Raw genomic sequence first — 24,814 nt, 5'->3', positions numbered from 1 at the left:
GATCAGGACTACTTCGACTAACTCGCCACTCTGGAGGCGACCATGAACGCAGCATTGAAGATATGCCAGGAGCGTTACGACGCTCAGTTGCCTCCAGAGATAAGCGAGAGTGACGAGGTGACGGACTGGCTTGAGCATTCGGCGGAGCGCCTGGTGTGCGGCGTCGACATCAAGTGGAAGCGCCGCTACGGCCAGCCGCAGGTGGTGACGTTCGATCGGTTCTGTACCTACCTGCAGGGCCACCTGAACCAGCGCCAGATCGACGGACTGGATGAGCGTGACTCGTTCGCCCGACTGTTCCTGTCTTCGATCCTCGGTAGCCAGAGCGAAGGAAAGACGCACGCGGCCGATTTGATCGGTCAGCAGCGCCCCATGGAAGCCGCCGAGCGGATCGCCATGGACCTTCTTAGGCCCTACGCAGCCGATGCCGTAGCGGCGGAGCGCGAAGAGCTGGAAGACGACGTGGATGCTGGTCTATGAGCCCGCACATCCTGATCGATGAGGCACTTGAAGCGATTGAGCATCCCAGCAGCGAGCCAGGCGCCCAAGCCGTCGTGGTGCGGATGATCACCAGCATGCTCACCGGCGACGCAATCACCGTCGAAGAATTCAACCACTACTGCCAGCGCCTGCTGAAAATCACCAGGCATCGCAAGGAGGCTGCATGACCACTCCAATAGTGAAATCGCTGGCTGATGAGCAGCTCGACGATATCGAGCGCCGCATCGCCATCTTGGGCTTCGGCCTTCCCTTCAACGAATTGATCGGCCGCAAGCGTGGAGACCTGGTGCGGGATCTACCGCAACGCTTGGCGCCGACAATGAAGGGTGGCCGGATTGCGGTGAGGGTTCGGCCGTGACCGCCCACCAGCGGCACCGGCGTCGCGCCATCCGCTGTTTATCGGCCATCGTTGGCCTGACCTTCCTCACCATCGTTTTCTTGGGACCCGCCATCGGCGGCCTGATCACTCAATAGGTAAACACCATGCAGAAGCACACCCCAGCACCGTGGACCGTCCGTGAGGTGGCGCATAGCAATGTGCCCGGCCAGCGCGCTTTCGCCATCGACTTCAACGAAGACCAAGAGCAGGTCGTCGATTGGGTCTACGAAGAAGCTGACGCCAAGCTGATCGCCCAGGCGCCAGGACTTCTGGCTGATCTGATTGTGGCCGCAGGAACGCTGCGTCACTACGAGGCGCTGCATCGCGCCAAGGGCACCATCGAAAGCACAGAGAAAGCCGAGGTGAACGCCGGGCTTGCTACACGCTTTGAGCAAACCATCGCCAAAGCCACTCAATAACCCCCTTCACAGCGCCCCTCTCCGGTGGCGCGGAGAGATAGTCATGTCCGATAAAAACATGCAGATCTGGAACCAGGTCAGCAAGACTGACACCAACCATACGAAAGCGGCGAAGGTCGGCGGGCAAAACATCACCAGCCTCAACGGCACGGCGATGATCATGAAGGCCACCGAAATCTTCGGCCCTGTTGGTATTGGGTTCGGGTGGAAAGTTACCGAAGAACGCTTCGACGAAGGCTCTGAAATGGTCAGTGGCGAAGGCGACAAGCGCATCGTGCTAGGTCGAGAACTCAACCACACCATCAAAATCAGCTTCTGGTTTGAGCTGGAGGGTAAGCGCGGCGAGATCGAGCAGTACGGGTGTACCCGCTACCTCTACAAATCCACCTACGGCACAACCACCGACGGTGAAGCGCCGAAAAAATCGCTGACCGATGCCATCAAGAAGTCCCTGTCGATGCTCGGTTTCAGCGCTGACGTGTTCCTGGGCTTGTTCGACGACGCTGGGTACGTTGAACAGCTCAAAGGTGAAGAGGCCATTGCCAGCGCTGACGACAAAGACGCCGAAATACTGCGACAGAAACAGGAGCGAGTGGACTGGCTCGCTTCGGCGGTCGAGACCATCGGAAAATCCGTCACTGTGTACGAACTCAAAACCTTGAACGTGAAATACATCCGCGAAGCTACTCGTCGCAATGAGCCCGCGTTCATCGCGCGTATCACTCGCGCATTCGAAGAGCGCAAGGCCAGCCTTGAGAAAGGCTCGGAGGCAGCAGCATGACGCAACTCTACGCACTGACTGGCAAGCTCGCCGAACTCCAGGCTATGGCCGACACCGATGACGAGGGTCTGAAAGAGGCCTTGCAGCACGCCATGGACGAGGTTCAAGGCGACTTCAACATCAAGGCCGACAACATCGTCATGTTACGCCGGAACATCGAAAGTGACGTGACGGCCATCGACAATGAGATCGAGCGCCTGGCCGAACTCAAGCGGATCAAGTCCAACAGCGTGTCGCAGATCAGCGACTACCTGCGCCGTAACATGGAAGCTGCCAACATCAAGTCGATCAAGCGTCCGCTCTTTACCATCACGCTGGCCATGGGCAGCGAGCGAGTGATTGTGGACAACGAAGACGCGGTGCCGGATGAACTGACCACTGTGAAGTCGAGCATTGCTCCGGACAAAAAGGCCATTGCCGCCAAGCTCAAGGAGATCCGCGAGCATAACGAGACGGTCCGTAAGCGCATGGCCGCTGGCGAAGATGCCGAGCATGAGCTGATCGAAGAGCCGAAATGGGCTCACCTAGAGCGCGGCGACAGTTCAATCCGCATCAAGTGAGGTAATCATGATCAGCAACCACCTCAACCTGGTTGAGCAGCAGCGTCAGCACGCCGACTCAATATCGGAGCGCACCGTACAGTTCCTGGCGGCCGGCGGAACGATCTACCTGGGCGAAAGCCCGGCGATCAACCCGCCACCGCCGAAGCGCTCCAACAAGATCGATCCCGAAACCATCCTCAAGCGCCGCAAGCCCCTGATCTCAAGGGCTGAGCGTAACGCGCTGCGCAAACTCGCGGAGGCATTATGAGCAAACGCAAGCCGCATAACCTGCAGGCGCGCATCTCCCGGTCGTGCCGCTCGCTGTTGGCAGCCAATCACGTCGCCGTCGTGAACATCGACCCCAGCGGCCGCCAGGGCATGATCAATTACAAGTCGCTGAAGAACATCGCTCCGGGGAAGATTGGCCAGGCCGTCTGCGGCATTCCCCACCGGTGGACGATCTACCTCAGCGCCCTCTGCATCGACGCCCGCGGCGACCTCTACAGCAAGTCGGTGGAGGTAGCGCCCGATGGCGTTTACCTCTCCGACCACCTAGAAGACGTGATCGAGCATTGCTACAAGAAGCTGCGCGACGAGGCCAATCAAAGCCAGGTGGTGGCGTCGGGCTGGATTGCTATCCCTGAAGCGATATCTCTGGACGAGGCACACGCCGCGCGGATCTTCGAAGCCGTGGGCGCCTGGCGCCAGGTCAAGGTCGATTCATGCACCGCATAGCGCGTATCACGATGCAGTATTTCATTTGTCCAGATTCAGTAGTTCCTGCATCCGTTCGCCTAGTATTCCTCGCAACCACGCAGCGTGAAACTCCATTTCTTCCAGAGAAGTACCCTCAGCCAATCGATACACGAACTCCTTGTCCCTCGGCCCCTGACACACGACGCTAAAATAGCCATCGCGGTCATAACTGGCGAGCACGTAAGGGCAGATACAAATAATGTCGCTAAATGGCACCTGCACTTCGGTGGGCTTACGACCGCGACGGGTGACCGTGAGGGTAAGCAGTTGCTGGTTTTCGTCGAACGTGAAGGCCAGCACTCTAGCCACAGAGAAGATCCATGCGAAGACCAGCCCCATGAGCACAACAGAACCACACAGGAGCTGGATGAGCAACGCCGTTGTGACGCTAGACCCATCGCTGCTCGGTTCACCTGACATCGTTTCGAACCCGAGAAGGAGCAGTATCGTCAGCACTAAGCCCGGCAACAACACAAGCACCACAAAGGAGAAACCCAGAATGGCCCCACCCGTGCTGCCAATGGTCAGTAAGCCCGGGCCGCGATGCCAAACAGGGGGGTGGGCGGCGAAGCGTTCAGTGCTTGACGTGACTAGAGGCGTTGCGACGCGGTGAGGTGGACTTTGACGATTCATCTAGCAGGCTCCAGGGGTGCTGCGTAGAAAGTACCATTACTGCAAGACAGTCTGACCAAGAGGCATCGGGCTTTTTCACGCCTTCCCCGGTGTCCACCAGCAGACATCAGGCAATCAGCGCGCTAACGGATAAACGCACACCGCCATAGGAGATGTAGTCATGGCCAAATCAGTGCAGGAACGATCGGCCAAAACTGCCAGGAAGCGTGTGGCGAATGCCGAAGAGGAATTGAGGCTCAGGGTTCGCCCCGGCACCCGCCAGGCGCCGGCCGATCTGATGGAGTGGTCAGGTATTACTGAGCAGGGCGAGGCGATGACGCTGATGATTCATCGTCTTCATGACCTTGGCTCGAAATCCAAAGCGCTACTCGAACCGCCGCGCCACGAATTCGAGATATCCGAAAACGTGGCGCGGGAGTTTCGCAATAAAAGCCTGCTCGCCATACAGAGAGACCCGGGCGACGAGATCATCGAGCCCGCATAACCCACCCTACTCGCTGCATCCTGCAAGGGAAGGCGGCAAGTCTATGCCCCATGAATTTCCTCTGGTGTAGGCCTTGGCGCTCCAGCTGACGCCGCGTCGGCACATGCAGATACAGTAACCGAGAGGTGATCGTTGATTTCGGATAGCATCCCTGCCCATCTCTTGTACTGAACTTTACGAACCCTCAGAACGCCCCACGAGGTATGCGAAAGTATCGCGATGGCATCAGCCGAAAATGTCTGGATCAAACCTAGCGCCCTTGCAGCCCTCTTAGCTGCGTGGCTTTTCAGATGGAGCAGTGGATACAAATCGTCAATCGAAATAGCCTTAGCCATGACCTCAAGCTCTTGAATAGCTAAGAGAACATTTGCGTGCTGTTCGACAGACTCTTCGTCATCGAAACTAAAAAAAGCGTACAGGTATCCCGCTTTCCTTTCTAAGGCAATCATCGGACTGAGCATCTTCGCAGCGGCCAATTCTGAGCGATCTTTTTCAGTCCTTCTGTTGGCCCAAGCCGTGTGCCCGGATACCCCCAGCGCTACAACAACAGCGGCCAGAGTGCCAACGGCCGAAAGCATATCCCACGGCGAATCAGCCATTTTTTCTCCTTGATCCGGCTCCATGCCGGTCACCCGTAATACCCCAACTCAAACCAAATTGCCACCACCGGCCACCGGAGGGCGGCGCCTACCTGAGGTAAACGCAATGCCCATTCGCCACAGCGTCATCCACAAGATCAACAAGAAGCCTGACGGCAACCCGGCCGTTCTGCACCTCGCCAGCGCCGAGCAGGTAGAAAGCGGAGCCCGCGACGACCTGATGAGCCAGCTCAACGAAAGCTACAATGCCACTGCCGGCAAGGGCTGGGGTTTCTTCCATGCTGAAACGGGTGCTCACCCACTGAGCGGCTGGCTCACCAGATACATGGCCGGCGGCACCAGCTTCATTGATTTCAGTACCATCGCCGTCGAGCTCCTCACCAAGCTGATGGAAGAATCGAACCTGACCACGGGCGGGCACGCCCTCTTCTGTCACTACCAGCAAGGCCTGACCGATTACCTGGTCATCGCCTTGGTACAGGAAACCGAAGCGGTGACCATGACCGAAGAGCTGCACCTGATGACGGTGAAGCGCCTGGATCTGGACCACATCCGCCTGGCTGCGCGCATCAACATTACCGAGTGGAAGAGCAACCCTCAGTCGAAGCAGTACATCTCGTACCTCAAGGGCAAGCAGGGTCGCCGGATCAACGAGTACTTCCGCGACTTCATCGGTTGCCAGGAAGGGATCGACGGCCCAGGCGAAACGCGCACACTGCTGAAGGCGTTCAGCGACTTCGTGGAAAGCGAGGATCTGGGCGAGGAATCGGCGCGGGAGAAAACGAACACTTTGGTCAGCTACTCAATGGCCCAGGCCAAACTGGGTGAACCAATCACTCTCGATGAACTGTCGGGCCTGATCGACGAGGATCGCCCGAAGAGCTTCTACAACTTCATCAAGACCAAGGACTACGGGCTTTCCGAGAGCCTGCCACCGGACAAGAAAACCCTCAACAAATTCCGGCGTTTCACCGGCCGAGCTGAAGGCATGTCGATCAGCTTCGAGTCACACTTGCTTGGCCACAAGATCGAGTTCGACGAAATCGGTGGCACGCTGACGCTGCGCGGGCTGCCCACTCAACTGACCGAGCAGCTCAAGCGCGCGGCAGTCTGACACCAACCGCAGCGCCGCACTCTCGAAGGGGGCGGCGCTTGACTGGATAAATTTACCGACTCGCTTTTTCTGAGCGAAAAACTTTCCCGTATGCGTAAAAGCCAGCAGTAATTTCGGCTATCGCCATGACGCCATAGACCGCGCCGAACATGAAGGATGAAATGATAAATCCGAGCCCAACAAGGAAAAGTAGAACTTCAGAAATAATCTCAGTTTTCTTTCTCCAAGATGGCCCTCGAGCCTCAACAAAACCACCTACAAATCCGATCAGTATTCCAACAACAATTTTCGCAAACATCATCGTTCCTTGATCCGGCTCCATGCCGGTCACCCGTAATACCCCATATCAACGAATCACGCCAGAAGGCGGCCTCCTCATATCATCGTCAGCACTCACTTTAGGACAGAGGCGAGACCTGTTAGTGAGCCAATGAGCCCGACAACGGCTGCGATCCAGTAGCCAGACGCCTCCCTGCGATGCTTAAGTTCTTCTCGAATAGAGGCCCTTACCTTCCTCAGGCCGGCGTCGGTTAAGTACTTGGGCTCGCGGGGATCACTATCGAAATCCACCTTCTGATAATTGTCCTCTTCGTTAAAGCTTGGCATTTCAACGAACAACTCTCGCGTCCGGCCCTTGTAATAATCCGTGAGAATCAGCCGATGCCACTCATAAAATTCTTCCGACTCACGATGATACTGCTGAAGGTCTCCGCAATCGTGGGCCTCCTGAGTATTAGGCGGAACAGGTTTTTTATCGAACCGCGCCTTTGCAGCGTCGTACTTCTTCAGCTCTTTTTTAAATCGAATGTAGTTCGATAAAAAATACATCCCTATCCCTCCATATCTATCTCGAATCGCAATATACCCGGCGAGGATCCCCTATGTCCGCACAACAGAAGAAACCCCAATTCATCCATGGCCAGCAGAGCATGGGCCTGCCATTCCAGAAAGAGCTGGTGGTGGACCTATTCGCCGGCGGCGGCGGTGCAAGCACCGGTATTGCCCGGGCGTACCGGGAGCCTGACGTGGCAGTGAACCACAATCCAATCGCCCTGGCAGTGCACCGCGCCAATCACCCACAGACGGCGCACTACGTTGCTGACGTGTTCGAAGTGGACCCGGTCATGGCCACCGGCGGGCAGCCCGTCGGCATTCTATGGGCTTCGCCGGACTGCCGCCACCACAGCAAGGCCAAAGGCGGAGCGCCGCGTGACCGTGGAGTGCGCGGGCTGGCCTGGGTCGTTGTTCGCTGGGCGCATGCCATCCGGCCTCGCCTGATGTTCCTGGAGAACGTCGAAGAGTTTTGCGACTGGGGCCCAATCGACGAACACGGCCAGCCGAACAAGGCCGAGCGCGGGCGTACCTTCAAGTCATTCATTGCTGCGCTCAGTACCGGCCTGCCGGCGGATCACCCGGACATGCCGGAGGTTCTGCAATCGATCGGTGATTTCGTGCCGGTGGAAAGCCTGGTCCGGGGCCTGGGATACAACGTCGAATGGCGGGAGCGGATCGCGGCAAACGCCGGCGCTCCAACCATCCGCAAGCGCCTGTACTTGGTGGCTCGCAGCGACGGTCTGCCGATTGTTTGGCCTGAGCCCGTGCGCCACAAGAAACCCACGCCGAAACAGCTGCCGTGGCGCACGGCCGCCGAGTGCATTGACTGGAGCAACCTGGGCAAGACGATCTTCCGGGACAGGCCAATGGCGCTGAACACCCGCCGCCGTGTGGCCAAGGGTATGTGGCGCCACGTCATCACCAGCGAGAAGCCATTCATTGTGCCGATGCGCGGGACGTCGGACGCACACACCAGCACACACGGCGTGGACGAGTCGGTTTCGACCATCAGCGCCGGCGGCACCCATCACGCACTCGTGCAGCCCGTGGCGGCGCCGTTCCTCACCGAATGCGCCAATGGGTCATCGCAGCGTAACTTCGACGTGCAGGAAGCGCTGCACACTCAGGTCGCCCAGGTGAAGGGTGGTCATTTCGCGATGGCGGCGTGTCACCTGACGCACCTCACGCACCACGGAGAGCGCAGCGGCTACTCACCGGACGAGTCGGCGCGCACGGTCACCGGAGCCAATCGCGGCGAGCAAGCGCTGGTTGCCGCGTCGATGGTGACGTTGCGTAAGGGCTCGGTAGGGGCTGACGTTGCTGGACCACTGGCCGTGGTCGCCACCAGCACTGGCCACCACGCGGTGACGGCTGCGTTCTTCAAGCAGGCGTATGGCGGATTTTACAAAGGTGACGGCCGATCGGGATACAAACCGACATCCACCATCTGCCAGTCAGGGGCCAACCAGCGCCTGACCACTGCATACCTGGTGAAGTACTACGGGTGTGACAAAGGCGGTGTTTCGCTGACAGAGCCGATGCACACGCTGCCGACAAAAGACCGCGTTGCCCTGGTCGAAGTGGTGCAGGTGCCGGATACGTTGACGCCAGAGCAAATGGAAGGCGCCCGCCGCTGCGCCGCCTTCATGCATGAGCATCTGCCTGAGCATTTCAAGGAGCCCGCCGAGATCATCATGCTCGGCGGTTATGTGCTGGTCGACATCACCTTGCGAATGCTACAACCGCCAGAGCTGAAAGCAGCACAGGGCTTCGACAAGGACTACATCATTGACCGCGGCCTGTTCGTTGATCCTGCCACCGATGCCGAGCAGTGGTTGCCGATCAACAAGACGAATCAGGTCAGGCTGATCGGGAACAGTGTATGTCCCGACGAGGCCGCAGCCTTGGTCAGCGCAAACGCAGCAGACATCATTGAACTGTACCGACGACTGGCTGCATGAAGCATTTATAGCCTCCGAACCAATTATTTTATAAATCCGTGTTTGTTAACGATGTAAGAATTAGACCTACCCTCTTCGTAGTGAACCAGGCTAAATGTTTGGGTGTTTGCCAGCCCACTTCTCGTCCTATATTCGACAACAACATTCAAGTCTTCCCATTCCGGAAGATTTCTAAATCGGACAAAACTTTTAGACCCATTAATTAATGGATCAATATCACTACGCCTAATTCCGCCACTTTGCGAATAAAGCTTAATGCATACTGACTCACAGTACTCACCTGAATTAACAACATCAAAATCAATACAAAACTCCTCCCCAATCAAACCAGCATAACCTACATCCAAGTGCAACAAGGGCTCAAGAGACCGCTCGTAATTTCTCAAACTTTCCCGTTGAGCTAAAACAAGCTCACCTTGTTGAGTTACTGAATTACTAAGTTCTTTTGCCTGAAGTCTCAGAGCATCAGTTCCTTGGCGAAGCTCAATTCCTTGTTGAAAAAAACCTAGTACAAGCCAGAGTATCGTGACCGGCCCAAACGCACCCGCTAAAAAATCACCAACCTCGTTCAAATTCATGGTTTGGAGCTCCTGGATTCGATCTCCCATAAGCCACCAAGCAAACCATGCGTACATCAAAGTAAGAGCAATCCCAATAACTGCTAACACCCGGCCCATAACCAACTCCTTCCGTTGAATAACGCCTAAGCTTACTTGGAACACCGGACGCCTGAAATTCTGCTCTGATTGACCGCATCAACGCAATGCTCCGCAGATAACCTCCCTCCCACTTCACAGTCAGCCGCTATAGCGGCAAGGACGAAGTCATGCCTGAAGAAATTGCAATCAGCCTCAATCGCGCGGCGCGGGATGTAGTCGTCGAGCGCCAACGCCAGGTTTCAGCCGAAGGCTATTCGCTGTATCGCGATGACCTCTACGTAAAGGGCGAGCTCGCAGAAGCCGGCGCGACCTACGCAAACCTTGCCGGAAGGCCAACCACTCGGAGTACGGCATGGCCATGGGGATGGGATACGTTCAAGCCAAGCTCGGATCGTCGTCGCGACATGGTCAAGGCGGCGGCTCTACTGCTGGCAGAGATTGAGCGCCTGGATCGTGTCGGCCTGATAAAACACTGGCCGGTGAGGAGGGACGAACACGGAATGTTCCAGCACCCCGACATGCCGGACTTCGAAGAGGGTGATAACGACAAGTGCAAGGCTTGGATCGCCGAGCAGGGCCTGACAGTTCAAATGGTCAGCCTTGAATATGCAGACGAAGCGATCGCCGACCGCTACTTCGAGTCTCACGACCCTGATTGCAGCTACTGGGAGCCAGATCGCCCAGAAGGTGAGGGCTGGTTTTGCCTGGCCATCCACGACACCGACGACGGTCCAGTCTGCTGGTGGGCACGCCGCGAGGTGACGCCATGATCGCCACCCTCTGGTTCGCCTACGTCTTCATCTACAAGGGGCCGAGGCCATGAATGCCAACGGCAAATAGTCGGGAAACCGTCAGTTCGACACGTTGAACATACGGGCTCATCACAATAGGAGTACATCATGAAAAACTTTGCAGAAGCAGTCATCGCCATTGCCCCTGTGGCCAGCCGCAAGTCTAGAAATCGCTTCCTCCGCGACTACGACAGATGGACTAACCGCCTGCTTATGCGGCGCCTCATCAACCTTCACGAGCGTCAGGATCTGCGTAAGCAAATCGCAGAGGCCTATTTAGCCTCCTTGATGTAACAACCCCTCCTACATCCTGCCGCCTAGCGGCAGGCCCACCTTCTGCCGCCCCGCGCGGCAAGGAAACACCATGTACTCAATAAAACTCACCCTGACCATGCTGGGCGTATTGCTGTACGTCTCAGTCACCGCCTGCTGGTTCTTCTGGCTTGCCCCGTGCCTGCTCATGGACGGCGAAACGGCCGACATCCTCTACACGTTCACCGGCACTTGCGCCTGGGCGTTGATCACCTTCGGCCTGGTCATTCACATCATCAAGACAGCGCGGCCCACTGCGGCCGACGGGAGGTAAACATGGAAGCAGAGATCCTGTCGGATGACGAGCTCGCCGACCTGACTGGTTACAAGCACCGTTCGCACCAGCGCAAATGGTTGAAAGACCGGAACTGGGTATTCATCGAGAGCCGTGGCGGCCGCCCTCTGGTGGGCCGGATGTTCGCGCGAATGAAGCTGGGCATGGTGAACGCCACAATCGCAGACCCAAACCCGCCGCCGGCGCGCCCGGCTTGGACGCCTGACTTCTCCAGAGTGAACTGATATGCGCCCCCGTAATACTGAATACCGCCACCTCCCGCCGCGCATGTACCAGCGCACCAGGAAGCGTAAGAACGGCACTACCTGGACCGCGTTCTACTACAGGGATGCCACCGGCAAAGACATCCCCCTTGGTAAGGACCTGGACAAGGCTCGACTCAAATGGGCAGAACTGGAGGCTAAAGATAAGCCTGGCGACCTAACGATCATGAAGGGAATTTTTGACCGCTATGTTCGGGACGTCATTCCGAAAAAGGGCGCTCGGACACAGACCGATAACCTGGCAGAGCTCAAACAACTCAGGCCGACGTTCGATAGCGCGCCCATCGACTCGATCACGCCAGCTAACATCGCCGGCTATCGCGATGCCCGAACGGCCAAGGTTCGAGCCAACAGGGAGATCGCCCTTCTGTCACATGTGTTCAATATGGCTCGCGAGTGGGGGCTCACCGAGCGGGAGAACCCTTGCCAGGGCGTAAGGAAAAATAAAGAAGTCCCACGCGACTACTACGCCAACGCGGTGGTTTGGGATGCGGTTTACGGGATGGCAGAGCCTGAACTGAAGGAAGCTATGGATCTTGGCTACTTAACCGGCCAGCGGCCAGCTGACGTGATCATCATGCGCAGCGATGACACTGAGGGTGATTACTTTCTGGTCACGCAAGGGAAAACCGGGCAGAAGCTGAGGATCCTGATGCGCACAGAATCGGGGGAGAACAGTCTTGGGAAATTGGTCAGGGAGATAACTGAAAGAAATGTCGGACATCCATCCAAGTACCTGCTGATCAACAGACATGGAAAGCGGATGACGAAAGGGATGTTGCGCTTGCGCTGGGACAAGGCAAGGGAGAAGGCTCGACTGAAGGCAATCGACCAGGGCGACCCACTGCTTGCAGCCAAGATCGCCGGATTTCAGTTTCGGGATATTCGGCCTAAAGCGGCGTCGGAAATCCTCGATATCGGAGACGCAAGCCTGCTGCTGGGGCACAGCAAGCAGGAAATCACGAAGAGGGTTTACAGGAGGGTCGGCGCGACCGCGAAGCCGTCAAAGTAGGAAAGTTATGGAACACTCCCACAATAGTAATGGAACGCCTGCGGAAACCGTCGACGAAATCCCCGTACCCCGGAAACGCAAAAGCCCCGCTTTCGCGGGGCTCTCGTGTGAATCTTGGCGGGAAACCAGGGATTCGAACCCTGGGAACGCTATTAACGTTCGCCGGTTTTCAAGACCGGTGCATTCAACCACTCTGCCAATTTCCCTTGTGCAACACAGGATTAGCGTAGCCCATCGTGTGTCAGCGGGCGCCATAATACCCGAATGAAACACACTGTCAAACTCTCGCCATAGCTTGTTACAGAGCGTCTGTTATGATCCTTGCGACTGAATGTTTCAAAACTGAAGGAGTGTCGCCATGCGCGAACAGAATTACGCAGTGAATGGAAACGCGCAGGCAGAGCAGCTAGAGGTTAGCCGCGTCCTGCGCAATACATACGGCTTACTCGCTCTCACCCTCGCTTTCAGCGGCGTGATGGCCTTCGTAGCCCAGCAGATGCGCGTCGGCTACCCGAATATCTTTGTGGTGCTGATCGGCTTCTACGGTCTTTTCTTCCTGACCAACAAACTGCGCGACTCGGCCTGGGGCCTGGTGTCGGCGTTTGCCTTGACCGGTTTCATGGGCTTTATCCTCGGCCCGATCCTTAACCGTTACCTGGGCATGGCCGGCGGCGCGGAAGTGGTCAGCTCGGCATTTGCCATGACCGCCCTGGTGTTTGGCGGCCTGTCGGCCTACGTGCTGATCTCCCGCAAGGACATGAGCTTCCTGGGCGGTTTCATCACCGCTGGTTTCTTCGTGTTGCTGGCTGCCGTGCTGGCAGGCATGTTCTTCCAGATCAGCGGCCTGCAACTGGCGATCAGCGCCGGTTTCGTGCTGTTCTCGTCGGCCTGCATCCTGTTCCAAACCAGCGCGATCATCCAGGGTGGCGAACGTAACTACATCATGGCGACCATCAGCCTGTATGTATCGATCTACAACCTGTTTATCAGCCTGTTGCAGATCTTCGGCATCATGGGCCGCGACGACTGATCGCAGCCGCATGCAAAAAGCCCGCTTCGGCGGGCTTTTTGTTGCCTGCGGCTTTATCATTGCCCCAGGTTTTGCCTTCAGAGTGTTCCATGAAGTTCGCGATTGCGCTTTTTTCCGCCGCCCATGCGCCCTCCTCGCGCCGTGCCTTGTTGTTCACCCAGGCCGCGCTGGCCGGCGGGCATGAAATTGTGCGGCTGTTTTTTTATCAGGACGGCGTGTACAGCGCGTCCACCAACATTGTTGCGCCGCAGGATGAGCAGGACATTGCCCGCCAGTGGCGCGAGCTGGTCAGTGAGCATCAGCTCGATGGCGTGGTGTGCATTGCCGCGGCCTTGCGCCGTGGGGTGCTGAATGCCGAAGAGGCCAGCCGCTATCAGCGCGGCGCGGTTAACCTGGAAGCGCCGTGGGTGCTGTCCGGGCTTGGGCAGTTGCATGACGCCGCCCAGGCCGCCGACCGTTTGATCTGCTTCGGAGGGCCGTGACATGTCCAAATCCTTGCTGGTGATCAGTCGACAGGCGCCGTGGTCCGGCCCCAGTGCTCGTGAAGCGCTGGATATCGTGTTGGCTGGCGGCGCATTTGATTTACCAATTGGCCTGTTGTTTCTGGATGACGGCGTGTTTCAACTCGCCGCGAGCCAGGACGCCAAGGCTGTGCAACAAAAAGACCTCAGCGCCAACCTTCAAGCCCTGGAGTTGTTTGGCGTTGAAGATGTGTTTGCCTGCAGCCACAGCCTCACCGTGCGCGGCCTGACCGCCTCCGGCAACGCGCAACCGCTGAACAGCGCGCAGATCTCACAGATGATTGACCGTTACGACCAGGTGATTACCCTCTGATGTCGACTTTGCATGTGGTGTCCCACTCCCCGTTTACCGATAGTCGGCTGGACAGCTGCCTGCGCATCTGTGGCGCCCGGGACGCGATCCTGCTGTGCGGCGACGGCGCCTACGCCGTGCAAGCCGCCAGCGCAGCCTGCCAGGCCCTGCAAGCCAAGGGCTTGAAGGTGTTTGTGCTGGCCGAAGACAGCCAGGCGCGCAATATTGCAGTGCCTGGCTGGGCCGCCAGTGTCGATTACCCGGCATTTGTGCAGCTGTCGATCGACTATGACAAGGTCAATACCTGGCTATGAACACCCTGACCGTAGGCGAACGCACCCTCGAACTGGACAAGGACGGCTACCTCATCGACCTGAGCGACTGGTCCAGCGACGTAGCCAACGCCCTCGCCAGCGCAGAAGGCCTGGCCCTGACCCCGGAACACTGGGAAATTCTCGAACTGCTGCGGTGCTTCTACAGCGAATTCCAGCTGTCGCCCGCCACGCGCCCGCTGATCAAGTACACCGCCTTGAAGCTGGGCCCGGAAAAGGGCAACAGCCTGCACCTCAACCGACTGTTCAAAGGCACTCCCGCCAAACTCGCCGCCAAGCTGGCGGGCCTGCCCAGGCCGACGAATTGCTTATGACTGATTTTGCCCCCTTGATCACTGAAACTCCCGCCGAACACCCGTTTGCGCCGTTCGTGCGCATCCTTGGCAAAGGCAAGCGCGGCGCCCGCAACCTCACCCGTGAGGAAGCCCGGGAAGCCATGGGCATGCTGCTGGACGAGAAGGTCGAAGACACCCAGCTTGGCGCTTTCCTGATGCTCTTGCGGCACAAGGAAGAAAGCCCGGAAGAACTCGCGGGTTTTACCGAAGCCGTACGCGAGCGCTTGAATGCACCGTCACTCAAAGTGGACATCGACTGGCCTACCTACGCCGGTAAAAAACGCCACCTGCCGTGGTACCTGCTGGCCGCCAAGTGCCTGGCACAGAACGGCGTGCGCATCTTGATGCACGGCGGCGGCGCGCACACGGCGGGCCGGCTCTATACCGAGCAACTGCTGGAAGGCCTGCATATTCCGTTGTGCCGCAACTGGCAACAGGTCGAGGCCGCGCTTGAACAGGGAAACCTGGCGTTTATCCCGCTGGGTGACTGGGCGCCGCAACTGCAGCGCATGATCGACCTGCGCAACACGTTGGGCCTGCGTTCGCCGATCCACTCCCTGGCGCGCATCCTCAACCCGCTGAGTGCCCGTTGCGGCTTGCAAAGCATCTTCCACCCGGGCTACCAGGGCGTGCATCGTGATGCCAGCGGCCTGCTTGGCGACAACGCCATCGTGGTCAAGGGCGACGGCGGCGAGATCGAGATCAACCCCGACACCATCAGCCATCTGTATGGCACCACCGGCGGCGAAAGCTGGGATGAAGAATGGCCTGCCCTTTCCGCCCAGCGCCACGTCAAGCCCGCCGCGCTTGAGCCCGAACATCTGAAGGCGCTGTGGCGCGGCGACGTGCAGGACAGCTACCCGCAACTGGCGCTGATCGCCACCATGGCCCTGGCCTTGCGCGGCCTCGGCAACCCGCGTGAGCAGGCGTTTGAATTGGCCCAGCAATACTGGGACGCCCGGGACAAATCGATTTAGTCGATCATTAACCCCCAGCCTTTGCGCTTTTTGTTCGAACTCAGACCTTTAGACTGCACTCCAACGCTTATTAGCCAAGGAGTCAGTCATGGGTTTGCTGATCGAAGGACGCTGGCATGACCAGTGGTACGAAAGTAGCGCAGACGGCGCCTTCCAACGGGAACAGGCGCAACGCCGCAACTGGGTAACCGCCGATGGCGAGCCCGGCCCAACCGGAGAAGGCGGTTTCAAGGCCGAAGCCGGCCGCTATCACCTGTACGTCTCCCTCGCCTGTCCCTGGGCACACCGCACATTGATCCTGCGCAAGCTCAAAGGCCTGGAAAGTCTGATCGATGTGTCTGTTGTCAGCTGGTTGATGCTGGAAAACGGCTGGACGTTCGACAAGGCCCATGGCTCCAGCGGCGACAAACTCGACGATTTCACCTACATGCACCAGCGCTATACCGCCGATACCGCCAGCTACACCGGCCGCGTCACGGTGCCGGTGCTGTGGGACAAGAAGCTCAAGCGGATTGTCAGCAATGAGTCGGCAGAGATTATCCGCATGTTCAACAGCGCGTTTAATGAACTGACCGGCAATCAGCTGGATTTCTATCCCGAAGCACTGCGCTCGAGCATCGACGCATTGAACGACCGGATCTATCCCGCCGTGAACAACGGCGTGTACCGCGCAGGCTTTGCGACCTCGCAAAAGGCTTATGAAGCGGCTTTTGACGACGTGTTTGCCGAACTGGATCACCTTGAGCAGCACTTGGGTGAGCATCGCTATTTAGCGGGGGAATACCTGACGGAAGCCGATGTAAGGCTTTTCACCACGGCGATCCGCTTTGATGCTGTGTACTACAGCCACTTCAAATGCAACCTGCGGCGGATTGCGGATTATCCGAATTTGTCGAATTGGCTGAGGGAGCTGTACCAGTGGCCGGGGATTGCCGAGACGGTGGATTTTGCCCACATCAAGGGACACTACTACGCCAGTCACCGTACGATTAACCCGACGGGGATCGTGCCGAAGGGGCCTTTGCAGACGTTTGAGGCGGAGCATGACCGCGCGAGACTGAGCGGAAAAGGCATCTTGAGCTGACAAACCCTGTGGCGAGGGAGCTTGCTCCCGCTGGGCTGCGCAGCGGCCCCAAAATCCTGGGAGCGCTTCGCACTCCAGCGGGAGCAAGCTCCCTCGCCACAGCAAGCTCCCTCGCCACAGGAACAGTCTTGCCACAGGAGAGGTGTCAGACTTCGGACTGAGCGCCTTCAAACCACTTCAGCTTCTCACGCAACTGCACCACTTCTCCCACAATCACCAGTGTCGGTGCATGAACTTCATGCTCCGCCACCATGCGCGGCAGGTCAGCCAACGTGCCGGTAAACACCCGCTGGTTGGACGTAGTGCCTTGCTGGATCAACGCCGCCGGCGTATCCGCCGAACGACCATGCTTGATCAGCTGTTCACAGATGATCGGTAACCCGATCAACCCCATGTAGAACACCAGGGTTTGCGAAGGCCCCACCAGGTCACTCCACGGCAGGTCCGACGTCCCGTCCTTCAAGTGCCCGGTAATGAAGCGAACCGATTGCGCATAGTCGCGGTGGGTCAGCGGAATACCGGCATACGCCGCGCAACCACTGGCCGCCGTAATACCCGGCACCACCTGGAACGGGATGCCATGGGCCGCCAGCTCTTCGATCTCTTCACCACCACGCCCAAAGATGAACGGATCGCCACCCTTGAGCCGCAATACACGCTTGCCTTGCTTGGCCAGGTCCACCAGTTGTTGGTTGATCTGGTCTTGCGGCACGGCATGGTCGGCGCGACGCTTGCCAACATACACACGCTCGGCATCACGACGGCACAGCTCAAGAATCGCCGGTGCCACCAGGCGGTCGTAGAGCACCACATCCGCCTGTTGCATCAAGCGTAAAGCGCGGAAGGTCAGCAGGTCGGGATCACCCGGGCCTGCACCCACCAAATAGACCTCGCCCGGTGCATGCGGCGGCGCGCCGTTGATTTTCTCGACCAGCAAACGCTCGGCTTCATCGCCCTGCCCGGCCAATTGCCGATCAGCAATCGGGCCTTGAAACACTTCTTCCCAGAATGCACGGCGCTGCTGCACCTGCGGGAACAAGCCTTTGACCTGGCTACGAAAGCGCGCTGCCAACCCGGCCAGTTGGCCGTAGGTCGACGGAATCCAGGTTTCCAGCTTGGCGCGGATCAAGCGTGCCAGCACCGGCGCATCGCCGCCGCTGGACACTGCGATGACCAACGGCGAACGGTCGACAATCGCCGGGAAGATCACGCTGCACAAGGCCGGCGCATCCACCACATTGACCGGCACGCAACGGCGCCGCGCATCACTGGACACTTGGGCGTTCAGTGGCTCGTCGTCGGTTGCGGCGATGATCAGGGTGCAACCGTCGAGGTCGGCCTCCTGATAACCGCGCAAAATCAGTTCACCGCCACTGCCCTGTACCAGTTCACGCAACTGGTCTTCAACCTGGGGAGCAACCACCCGCAACAACGCGCCGGCGTCGGCCAGCAGCCGGGATTTGCGCAAGGCAATCTCCCCGCCACCGACGACCAACACACGACTGCCGCGCAGGTTATGAAACAGCGGCAGAAATTCCATTTAGCCGATGACCTCAACGCCCGCCATGTACGGCTTGAGCACGTCAGGTACGCGGATCGAGCCGTCAGCCTGCTGGTAGTTTTCCAGCACGGCCACCAGGGTGCGACCTACCGCCAGGCCCGAACCGTTGAGGGTGTGGACCAGCTCAGGCTTACCGGTTTCCGGGTTACGGAAACGCGCCTGCATGCGGCGGGCCTGGAAATCACCGCAGTTGGAGCACGACGAAATTTCGCGGTATTTGTCCTGGCTCGGCACCCACACTTCCAGGTCGTAGGTCTTCACGGCGCTGAACCCCATGTCGCCGGTGCACAGCGCCAGGACGCGGTACGGCAGCTCCAGCAATTGCAGGACGCGTTCGGCGTTGGCGGTCAGGCCTTCGAGCGCTTCCATCGACGTCGACGGCTCGACAACCTGCACCATCTCGACCTTGTCGAACTGGTGCTGGCGGATCATGCCGCGGGTATCGCGACCCGATGCACCAGCTTCACTGCGAAAGCACGGCGAGTGGGCGACAAACTTGATCGGCAGTTGCTTGGCATCGAGGATTTCCCCGGCCACGATGTTGGTCAGTGACACTTCGGCGGTCGGGATCAGGTACAGATCGGCTTCGCCATCGCGGCTGATCTTGAACAGGTCTTCCTCGAACTTCGGCAACTGGCTGGTGCCCATCAACGCCGGCGCCTGAACCAGGTACGGGGTGTAGGCCTCTTCGTAACCGTGCTCGCCGGTGTGCAGGTTGATCATGAACTGCGCCAGGGCGCGGTGCATGCGTGCGATCGGGCCACGCAGCAAGGCAAAGCGCGCGCCGGACATCTTGGCGGCCGTTTCAAAATCCAGGCCGCCGGTCAATTCGCCCAGGGCAACGTGGTCCTTGATCTCGAAATCAAAGGCTTTTGGCGTGCCCCAACGACGGACTTCGACGTTGCCGTCTTCGTCTTCGCCGATCGGTACAGATTCGTGCGGCAGGTTCGGGATACCCAGCAGGATCGAATCCAGTTCGGTCTGGATCGCGTCCAGCTCGACTTTGCCGGAAGCCAGCTCACCCGCCATACGCTCGACGTCCGCCATCAACGGCGCGATGTCTTCGCCGCGCTGCTTGGCCTGACCGATGGATTTGGAACGCGCATTACGTTCAGCCTGCAGTGCTTCGGTGCGGGTCTGGACGGTCTTGCGCTGTTCTTCCAGCGCTTCGATGCGCGCAACATCCAGGCTGAAGCCTCGGGATGCCAGGCGGTCCGCTACGTCCTGAAGGTTGCTACGTAACAGTTTGGAATCGAGCATGTCGGTCTCTCGTTTATCAAAGTTTGGTCAAGGACAGGCCAGCCCAGGTGGCGAGCAGCCCGCCGAACACGCTGATGGCCAGGTACCCGAAGGCGACCGGTGCCTGCCCGCTTTCGAGCAGGCGTAGCGTGTCCAGTGAAAAGGATGAAAAGGTTGTCAGACCGCCTACAAAGCCGACAATCAAGCCGGCACGAATCTCAATCGGTACTTCCGGGCGAATCAGAAACCAGCCGTACAACAAGCCGATAATCAAACACCCCACCAGATTGACTGCCAGGGTCGCCGCATAAAAATGCTTCGGCCAGTTGGCGCTGACCCAGGTGCTGGTGGCGAAACGCAATAATGTACCAGCGATGCCGGCCACGGACACGGCAAGAATCGTTCTAAGCACTACTTTCTCCGCTGTTTCGGGCTGAGCCGATCAAGTTGGGCGAGGTGATTCAGCTTTTCGCCGATCTTCAGCTCCAGGCCGCGGGGCACCGGCTGGTAGAACGGCTGCGGCTCAAGGTCATCCGGGAAGTAATCTTCGCCAGCGGCATAGGCGTCTGGCTCATCGTGGGCGTAGCGGTATTCATCGCCATAGCCGAGCTGCTTCATCAGCTTGGTAGGCGCATTGCGCAGGTGCAGCGGCACTTCCAGCGAACCATGCTCGGCGGCGGCACGCAGGGCGGACTTAAAGCCCATGTACACCGCGTTGCTCTTCGGCGCGCAGGCCAGGTACGTGATGGCCTGGGCCACCGCCAACTCGCCTTCCGGGCTGCCCAGGCGTTCCTGCACGTCCCAGGCGGCCAGGCACAGGCTCAATGCGCGCGGGTCGGCGTTGCCGATGTCTTCGCTGGCCATACGCACCACGCGCCGGGCCAGGTACAGCGGGTCGCAACCACCGTCGATCATGCGTGCAAACCAGTACAGCGCGCCGTCGGGGTTGGAGCCGCGCACCGACTTGTGCAGCGCGGAAATCTGGTCATAGAACGCCTCGCCGCCCTTGTCGAAACGCCGGCGGGTGTCGCCCAGCAGGCTTTGCAGCAAATCGACACCGATCTCGCTGCCGTCTTCTGCCAGGTCAGAAGCGTTCTCCAGCAGGTTGAGGAAACGTCGACCATCACCGTCGGCAGCGGTTAGAAGAATCTTGAAACCTTCCTCGCTGACGCTCAACTGGCGCTTACCCAAACCCTTGTCTTCGCTCAACGCGCGCTGCAACAGCTTTTGCATCGCCGCTTCATCAAGGCTTTTGAGCACATAGACACGCGCCCGGGACAGCAAGGCGTTGTTCAGTTCAAAGGACGGGTTTTCGGTGGTAGCGCCAATAAAGATCAGCGTGCCGTCTTCGACATACGGCAAAAACGCATCCTGCTGCGACTTGTTGAAGCGATGCACTTCGTCGACAAACAAGATGGTGCGCTTGCCGTATTGCCCAGCCTGCTGCTTGGCGATTTCTACCGCCTGGCGGATCTCCTTGACCCCGGCCAGCACCGCAGAAACCGTTTCGAAGTGTGCATCCGAGACTTTCGCCAGCAGCCGCGCCAGGGTAGTTTTACCCACCCCCGGCGGCCCCCAGAAAATCATCGAGTGCAGCGCACCCTGCTCCAGGGCTTCGCGCAAAGGCTTGCCGCGAGCGAGCAGGTGTTCCTGCCCGACGTACTCGTCCAGGTTGGTCGAGCGCAGGCGCGCCGCCAGAGGCTGAGCAATCGGGTCACTTCGAAACAGGTCCATGGGCAGCGTTTGAAACCTCTGGGCAGTTTATTCCTGGATCACGTCGGCACCCTTGGGGATGTCGAACTTGAACTTGGACGCCGGCACCGGCTGGTTGGCCTTGACCCCGGAGAACAGGATGTCGGTACGCTGGCCGACACTGTCGATCAGGCGCATGTTGTTGATCACACCGTTGCCAAACGATAGGTTCAGGCTGTCAAACAGCGTGTCCTTGGACTTCGGCTTGAGCGTGAACTCGATCACATTGCTGGTCTGCTTGGAGGTGATTTCGAAGCTGTCGTTGATTTTTGACACGTCGCCCGACAGCAGCAATGCCGGCGTCTGGTTCAGGCGCGGATCCAGCTTCTTGATCGTGGCCTGCTCCAGGTCCGGGTCCCACAGGGTGACTTTCTGGCCGTCGGATACGATGGTCTGCTCGGCCTTCCCTTCCGTGTGCCAATAGAACAGCCCCGGGCGCTGTACGGCCATTTCACCTTCGGTCTGCTGCAACTGGGTGCCGCCGGCATCCAGGGTCAACTGGGAGAAGCGCGCGGTCAGGGTCTTGGATTTGTCCAGCAGGTTGGTCAGGCTCGCAACGGAAGCCGGGTCAGCGTGAGCCGAAACAGCAGTCAGGGCCAGTGCCGGCAACAACAGCATGCGGATAAGACGCATGGGAGTCCTCTTAGATTCGTTTGCAAGGCGTGCCGCGTGTTGCCACGCGGCACGTAATCAGTCACGCATCTGCGCAGGCGCTATGACTTCGCGCGAGCCGTTGGTGTTCATCGAGGTGACCACGCCGGCCATTTCCATGGCTTCGATCATGCGCGCGGCACGGTTGTAGCCAATCTTCAGCTTGCGCTGTACAGCGGAGATCGAGGCGCGGCGGCTCTCAAGCACGAACTGCACCGCTTCGTCGTAGAGCGCATCGGTCTCGGCATCATCGTCGCCACCGCCGCTGCCACCGTCGAAGCCGCTGCCGGCCTCTTCGACGCCTGCAAGGATGTCGTCGTTGTATTCCGGGGCGCCGCGCAGTTTCCAGGCTTCCACCACACGGTGCACTTCATCGTCGGAGACGAAGGCGCCGTGAACACGGATCGGCAGGCTGGTACCCGGCGGCATGTAGAGCATGTCACCATGGCCCAGCAGTTGCTCGGCACCGCCCTGGTCGATGATGGTACGGGAGTCGATCTTGCTCGACACCTGGAACGCCATACGGGTGGGGATGTTGGCCTTGATCAGGCCGGTGATCACGTCCACCGATGGGCGCTGGGTAGCCAGGATCAAGTGGATACCGGCGGCCCGTGCCTTCTGGGCGATACGGGCGATCAGCTCTTCGACCTTCTTGCCGACGATCATCATCATGTCGGCAAACTCGTCGACCACCACCACGATGGTCGGCAGCTTGGTCAACAGCGGCGCTTCGTCGTGAATGCTTTCGCGCTTGTACAGCGGGTCGGTCAGCGGTGTGCCGGCGTCCTGGGCTTCCTTGACCTTGGCGTTAAAGCCCGACAGGTTACGTACGCCCATCTTCGCCATCAATTTGTAGCGCCGTTCCATCTCGGCCACGCTCCAGCGCAGCGCGTTGGCGGCGTCCTTCATGTCGGTCACCACCGGGCACAGCAGGTGCGGGATGCCTTCGTAGATCGACAGCTCAAGCATTTTCGGGTCGATCATGATCAGCTTGGCGTCTTCCGGCCCCGACTTGAACAGGATCGACAGGATCATTGCGTTCACGCCCACCGACTTACCGGAACCGGTGGTACCGGCAACCAGCAAGTGCGGCATTTTCGCCAGGTCTGTGATGACCGGCTTGCCGCCGATGTCGTGGCCCAGGGCCAAGGTGACCGGCGATTTGAAGTTGTCGTATTCCGGGGTCGACAGCACTTCGGAGAAGCGCACGATCTGCCGGTCTTCGTTGGGAATCTCGATACCGACGGTGGTCTTGCCCGGAATCACTTCCACCACCCGCACACTGGTCACTGCCAGTGAACGCGCCAAGTCCTTGGCCAGGTTGGAGATGCGGCTGACCTTGACGCCCGCAGCCGGCTGGATTTCGTAGCGGGTAATCACCGGGCCTGGGTGAATCGAGTCCACCGAAACTTCGACGCCAAATTCCTTGAGCTTGATTTCCAGCAGGTGGCCGACGGCCGCCAGGGACTCCGGGGAATAATTGAGCTGTTTCTTTTCCGCAGGATCAAGAATCGAGATCGGCGGCAAGGTGCCTTCCACGGCGCTGTCGACAAACAGTGGCGCCTGCTTCTCTTTCTGCACGCGGTGGCTCGGCTCGGGTGCCTTGGGCGGCGCAGGCGCGATCACCGGCGGTACCTGCTTCTCGCGGTCCGACATGTGTTTGGTCAGGGCCTGTTCGCGTTCGATCAGGCGCTCCTTGACCTTGGCTTGCTCGCGCCGGTCCGGCGTGCTCGGGGCCACCACTTCGTTGACGCGGGTGTCGACCTCGCGCAGTTGCGCAACCATGCGTTTGCGATCCACCCGGGCAGACCACCAGCGATTGGCGGCGCCCTGGAACAGTTCGAGCAGGTCGAGGGTGATCTTGCCGGTTACGTCCATCACCTTGAACCACGACAGGTCGGTGAACACGGTGAGGCCGAACAGGAACAGCGCGATGAACATCAAGGTACTGCCCTGGATGTTCAGGGTTCTGCGGGCCAGGTCGCCGAGGCTTTCGCCCAACGCGCCGCCGGCACCGGCCGGCAAACCGGTGGGTGCGTGGAAGTGGATATGCGCCAGCGCCGCGCCGGACAGCACCAGGAACACCAGGCCGATCAGGCGCCAGGAAAACAGCCAGCCGCTCCACTGCCACGGCTCATGGCGCTGGCGGAATATCTGCCAGGTCTTGATGGCCAGCAGCAACGGGAAGATATACGCGAAGTAACCCAGCACCATGAACAGGATATCGGCGCTGTAGGAGCCGGCCGGGCCACCGAAGTTCTGCACGTCTTCGATTTTGCTGTTATGGCTCCAGCCCGGATCGTCCTTGCCATAGGTCAGCAAGGCCATCATCAGGAACAGGCACAGGGCGCCAATGGCGATCAGTGCACCTTCCTTGAGTCGGTAGTGCAGGTGCTGGCGCCAGGCGGGCACGACTGCGGCTTTAGGTGTTGCGGCGGATTTCTTCAAAACGGGTCTTTTCCTGCGCCTTTAGCGCGTCCATCTATTGAATGACTGCAAAATACTGCCCAATCCGGGCAGGTAAAAAATGAACGAGTGCCGGTGAAGCTACTTTTAACACTCTGCAACTGATTCATGAAACGGCGATAACGCCCCAATGGCCGCATTGTACGGGTTTGTGTGCGCTATGCCACGCACTTGGCCCCACGTTACACAGCATAGCCAATGTTCAGTTTCATAACGTTCAATTTGAGCATGCATTGTCT

General features: G+C 58.9%; 34 protein-coding genes and 1 tRNA gene. 23 read left to right on the top strand and 12 right to left on the bottom strand.

Annotated features, from left to right (window positions below):
* Positions 1 to 42 precede the first annotated feature (42 nt).
* The 8 genes from ACZRN6_RS26430 to ACZRN6_RS26395 all read left to right on the top strand — a co-directional run bounded on the left by ACZRN6_RS26430 (position 43) and on the right by ACZRN6_RS26395 (position 3,357).
* Positions 43 to 480 carry a hypothetical protein gene (locus ACZRN6_RS26430; protein ID WP_464009210.1) on the top strand — a complete coding sequence of 146 codons (438 nt, stop codon included), beginning with the start codon at positions 43 to 45 and terminating at the stop codon, positions 478 to 480.
* Complete coding sequence (locus tag ACZRN6_RS26425) at positions 477 to 668, top strand: hypothetical protein (RefSeq protein WP_322145885.1); 192 nt, start codon at positions 477 to 479, stop codon at positions 666 to 668. Before ACZRN6_RS26430 ends, ACZRN6_RS26425 begins: the two co-directional genes overlap by 4 nt.
* Complete coding sequence (locus tag ACZRN6_RS26420; RefSeq protein WP_322145886.1) at positions 665 to 859, top strand: hypothetical protein; 195 nt, start codon at positions 665 to 667, stop codon at positions 857 to 859. The genes ACZRN6_RS26425 and ACZRN6_RS26420 overlap by 4 nt, the downstream gene beginning before the upstream one ends.
* A gap of 125 nt (positions 860 to 984) precedes the next feature.
* Positions 985 to 1,299 (top strand): hypothetical protein, encoded by a 315-nt coding sequence (locus tag ACZRN6_RS26415; RefSeq protein WP_322145887.1) that lies wholly within the window; start codon positions 985 to 987, stop codon positions 1,297 to 1,299.
* Between the two features lie 43 nt (positions 1,300 to 1,342).
* Positions 1,343 to 2,080, top strand: a complete 738-nt coding sequence (locus tag ACZRN6_RS26410) for a hypothetical protein (RefSeq protein ID WP_322145888.1) — start codon at positions 1,343 to 1,345, stop codon at positions 2,078 to 2,080.
* On the top strand, positions 2,077 to 2,640 hold the full coding sequence (locus ACZRN6_RS26405; RefSeq protein WP_322145889.1) for a siphovirus Gp157 family protein: 564 nt from the start codon (positions 2,077 to 2,079) through the stop codon (positions 2,638 to 2,640). The genes ACZRN6_RS26410 and ACZRN6_RS26405 overlap by 4 nt, the downstream gene beginning before the upstream one ends.
* Before the next feature lie 7 nt (positions 2,641 to 2,647).
* Positions 2,648 to 2,890: a hypothetical protein gene (locus ACZRN6_RS26400; RefSeq protein WP_322145890.1), complete on the top strand. Its 243-nt coding sequence runs from the start codon at positions 2,648 to 2,650 to the stop codon at positions 2,888 to 2,890.
* Entirely contained in the window at positions 2,887 to 3,357 is a 471-nt protein-coding gene (locus ACZRN6_RS26395) for a hypothetical protein (RefSeq protein WP_464009209.1), read from the top strand. Before ACZRN6_RS26400 ends, ACZRN6_RS26395 begins: the two co-directional genes overlap by 4 nt.
* Positions 3,358 to 3,378: 21 nt before the next feature.
* On the opposite strand, the gene ACZRN6_RS26390 is transcribed toward ACZRN6_RS26395, so the two are convergent.
* A complete protein-coding gene (locus ACZRN6_RS26390; RefSeq protein WP_464009208.1) occupies positions 3,379 to 4,011 on the bottom strand; it encodes a hypothetical protein in 633 nt (210 codons plus the stop codon).
* 160 nt (positions 4,012 to 4,171) lie between these two features.
* Between ACZRN6_RS26390 and ACZRN6_RS26385 the strand changes: the two genes are divergently transcribed.
* Complete coding sequence (locus ACZRN6_RS26385) at positions 4,172 to 4,495, top strand: hypothetical protein (protein WP_464009207.1); 324 nt, start codon at positions 4,172 to 4,174, stop codon at positions 4,493 to 4,495.
* Positions 4,496 to 4,536: 41 nt separating this feature from the next.
* On the opposite strand, the gene ACZRN6_RS26380 is transcribed toward ACZRN6_RS26385, so the two are convergent.
* Entirely contained in the window at positions 4,537 to 5,094 is a 558-nt protein-coding gene (locus tag ACZRN6_RS26380; protein ID WP_464009206.1) for a hypothetical protein, read from the bottom strand.
* A 106-nt stretch (positions 5,095 to 5,200) separates the two neighbouring features.
* On the opposite strand from ACZRN6_RS26380, the gene yejK reads away from it, so the two are divergent.
* The gene (gene yejK / locus ACZRN6_RS26375; RefSeq protein WP_464009205.1) at positions 5,201 to 6,208 is read left to right on the top strand and encodes a nucleoid-associated protein YejK; all 1,008 of its coding nucleotides are present in this window, start codon (positions 5,201 to 5,203) and stop codon (positions 6,206 to 6,208) included.
* 52 nt (positions 6,209 to 6,260) lie between these two features.
* Here yejK and ACZRN6_RS26370 read toward each other — a convergent pair whose 3' ends face one another.
* Both ACZRN6_RS26370 and ACZRN6_RS26365 read right to left on the bottom strand, forming a co-directional pair.
* Entirely contained in the window at positions 6,261 to 6,530 is a 270-nt protein-coding gene (locus ACZRN6_RS26370) for a hypothetical protein (protein WP_464009204.1), read from the bottom strand.
* A gap of 71 nt (positions 6,531 to 6,601) precedes the next feature.
* A complete protein-coding gene (locus tag ACZRN6_RS26365) occupies positions 6,602 to 7,036 on the bottom strand; it encodes a hypothetical protein (protein ID WP_464009203.1) in 435 nt (144 codons plus the stop codon).
* Between the two features lie 53 nt (positions 7,037 to 7,089).
* Between ACZRN6_RS26365 and ACZRN6_RS26360 the strand changes: the two genes are divergently transcribed.
* A complete protein-coding gene (locus ACZRN6_RS26360) occupies positions 7,090 to 9,003 on the top strand; it encodes a DNA cytosine methyltransferase (protein WP_464009202.1) in 1,914 nt (637 codons plus the stop codon).
* Between the two features lie 23 nt (positions 9,004 to 9,026).
* Here ACZRN6_RS26360 and ACZRN6_RS26355 read toward each other — a convergent pair whose 3' ends face one another.
* On the bottom strand, positions 9,027 to 9,680 hold the full coding sequence (locus ACZRN6_RS26355) for a hypothetical protein (RefSeq protein WP_464009201.1): 654 nt from the start codon (positions 9,678 to 9,680) through the stop codon (positions 9,027 to 9,029).
* Between the two features lie 482 nt (positions 9,681 to 10,162).
* On the opposite strand from ACZRN6_RS26355, the gene ACZRN6_RS26350 reads away from it, so the two are divergent.
* From ACZRN6_RS26350 to ACZRN6_RS26330, 5 genes are all read left to right on the top strand, one after another.
* Positions 10,163 to 10,432, top strand: a complete 270-nt coding sequence (locus tag ACZRN6_RS26350; protein ID WP_464009213.1) for a hypothetical protein — start codon at positions 10,163 to 10,165, stop codon at positions 10,430 to 10,432.
* 129 nt (positions 10,433 to 10,561) lie between these two features.
* A complete protein-coding gene (locus ACZRN6_RS26345) occupies positions 10,562 to 10,747 on the top strand; it encodes a hypothetical protein (protein ID WP_464009200.1) in 186 nt (61 codons plus the stop codon).
* A 70-nt stretch (positions 10,748 to 10,817) separates the two neighbouring features.
* Positions 10,818 to 11,039, top strand: a complete 222-nt coding sequence (locus tag ACZRN6_RS26340; RefSeq protein WP_464009199.1) for a hypothetical protein — start codon at positions 10,818 to 10,820, stop codon at positions 11,037 to 11,039.
* A gap of 2 nt (positions 11,040 to 11,041) precedes the next feature.
* Positions 11,042 to 11,284 carry a DUF4224 domain-containing protein gene (locus tag ACZRN6_RS26335; protein ID WP_457339805.1) on the top strand — a complete coding sequence of 81 codons (243 nt, stop codon included), beginning with the start codon at positions 11,042 to 11,044 and terminating at the stop codon, positions 11,282 to 11,284.
* A 1-nt stretch (position 11,285) separates the two neighbouring features.
* Positions 11,286 to 12,335 (top strand): tyrosine-type recombinase/integrase, encoded by a 1,050-nt coding sequence (locus ACZRN6_RS26330; RefSeq protein ID WP_464009198.1) that lies wholly within the window; start codon positions 11,286 to 11,288, stop codon positions 12,333 to 12,335.
* Between the two features lie 115 nt (positions 12,336 to 12,450).
* Here the strand turns inward: ACZRN6_RS26330 and ACZRN6_RS26325 are convergent.
* Positions 12,451 to 12,541 (bottom strand) — tRNA-Ser (locus ACZRN6_RS26325).
* Between the two features lie 152 nt (positions 12,542 to 12,693).
* On the opposite strand from ACZRN6_RS26325, the gene ACZRN6_RS26320 reads away from it, so the two are divergent.
* The 7 genes from ACZRN6_RS26320 (at position 12,694) to ACZRN6_RS26290 (ending at position 16,906) form a co-directional block, all read left to right on the top strand.
* Positions 12,694 to 13,365, top strand: coding sequence for a Bax inhibitor-1/YccA family protein (locus ACZRN6_RS26320; protein WP_003219636.1), 672 nt, complete (start codon positions 12,694 to 12,696; stop codon positions 13,363 to 13,365).
* Positions 13,366 to 13,454: 89 nt separating this feature from the next.
* A complete protein-coding gene (gene tusD, locus ACZRN6_RS26315; protein ID WP_322145905.1) occupies positions 13,455 to 13,847 on the top strand; it encodes a sulfurtransferase complex subunit TusD in 393 nt (130 codons plus the stop codon).
* A 1-nt stretch (position 13,848) separates the two neighbouring features.
* The gene (gene tusC, locus ACZRN6_RS26310) at positions 13,849 to 14,199 is read left to right on the top strand and encodes a sulfurtransferase complex subunit TusC (RefSeq protein WP_464009197.1); all 351 of its coding nucleotides are present in this window, start codon (positions 13,849 to 13,851) and stop codon (positions 14,197 to 14,199) included.
* A complete protein-coding gene (gene tusB / locus ACZRN6_RS26305; RefSeq protein WP_464009196.1) occupies positions 14,199 to 14,492 on the top strand; it encodes a sulfurtransferase complex subunit TusB in 294 nt (97 codons plus the stop codon). The genes tusC and tusB overlap by 1 nt, the downstream gene beginning before the upstream one ends.
* Positions 14,489 to 14,824: a TusE/DsrC/DsvC family sulfur relay protein gene (locus ACZRN6_RS26300; protein WP_322145908.1), complete on the top strand. Its 336-nt coding sequence runs from the start codon at positions 14,489 to 14,491 to the stop codon at positions 14,822 to 14,824. Before tusB ends, ACZRN6_RS26300 begins: the two co-directional genes overlap by 4 nt.
* Positions 14,821 to 15,822, top strand: coding sequence for a glycosyl transferase family protein (locus ACZRN6_RS26295; protein ID WP_464009195.1), 1,002 nt, complete (start codon positions 14,821 to 14,823; stop codon positions 15,820 to 15,822). Before ACZRN6_RS26300 ends, ACZRN6_RS26295 begins: the two co-directional genes overlap by 4 nt.
* Before the next feature lie 88 nt (positions 15,823 to 15,910).
* On the top strand, positions 15,911 to 16,906 hold the full coding sequence (locus ACZRN6_RS26290; protein ID WP_322145910.1) for a glutathione S-transferase family protein: 996 nt from the start codon (positions 15,911 to 15,913) through the stop codon (positions 16,904 to 16,906).
* Positions 16,907 to 17,051: 145 nt separating this feature from the next.
* On the opposite strand, the gene cysG is transcribed toward ACZRN6_RS26290, so the two are convergent.
* From cysG to ftsK, 6 genes are read right to left on the bottom strand one after another with little or no spacing between them, the layout of a single operon-like run.
* On the bottom strand, positions 17,052 to 18,446 hold the full coding sequence (gene cysG, locus ACZRN6_RS26285; protein WP_322145911.1) for a siroheme synthase CysG: 1,395 nt from the start codon (positions 18,444 to 18,446) through the stop codon (positions 17,052 to 17,054).
* A complete protein-coding gene (gene serS / locus ACZRN6_RS26280) occupies positions 18,447 to 19,727 on the bottom strand; it encodes a serine--tRNA ligase (protein ID WP_177026318.1) in 1,281 nt (426 codons plus the stop codon).
* Between the two features lie 16 nt (positions 19,728 to 19,743).
* Positions 19,744 to 20,118 carry a fluoride efflux transporter CrcB gene (gene crcB, locus ACZRN6_RS26275; protein ID WP_010172479.1) on the bottom strand — a complete coding sequence of 125 codons (375 nt, stop codon included), beginning with the start codon at positions 20,116 to 20,118 and terminating at the stop codon, positions 19,744 to 19,746.
* Positions 20,118 to 21,440, bottom strand: coding sequence for a replication-associated recombination protein A (locus tag ACZRN6_RS26270; protein ID WP_322145912.1), 1,323 nt, complete (start codon positions 21,438 to 21,440; stop codon positions 20,118 to 20,120). Before ACZRN6_RS26270 ends, crcB begins: the two co-directional genes overlap by 1 nt.
* Before the next feature lie 27 nt (positions 21,441 to 21,467).
* Positions 21,468 to 22,091 carry an outer membrane lipoprotein periplasmic chaperone LolA gene (gene lolA / locus ACZRN6_RS26265; protein WP_322145913.1) on the bottom strand — a complete coding sequence of 208 codons (624 nt, stop codon included), beginning with the start codon at positions 22,089 to 22,091 and terminating at the stop codon, positions 21,468 to 21,470.
* Positions 22,092 to 22,148: 57 nt separating this feature from the next.
* Positions 22,149 to 24,557, bottom strand: coding sequence for a DNA translocase FtsK (ftsK, locus tag ACZRN6_RS26260; protein WP_177026320.1), 2,409 nt, complete (start codon positions 24,555 to 24,557; stop codon positions 22,149 to 22,151).
* Positions 24,558 to 24,814: the final 257 nt, after the last annotated feature.

The sequence above is a fragment of the Pseudomonas sp. A125 genome, assembly GCF_055409485.1.
Note: the sequence above shows the minus strand (reverse complement) of the source record. Positions and strands in the feature narration are given on the sequence as shown.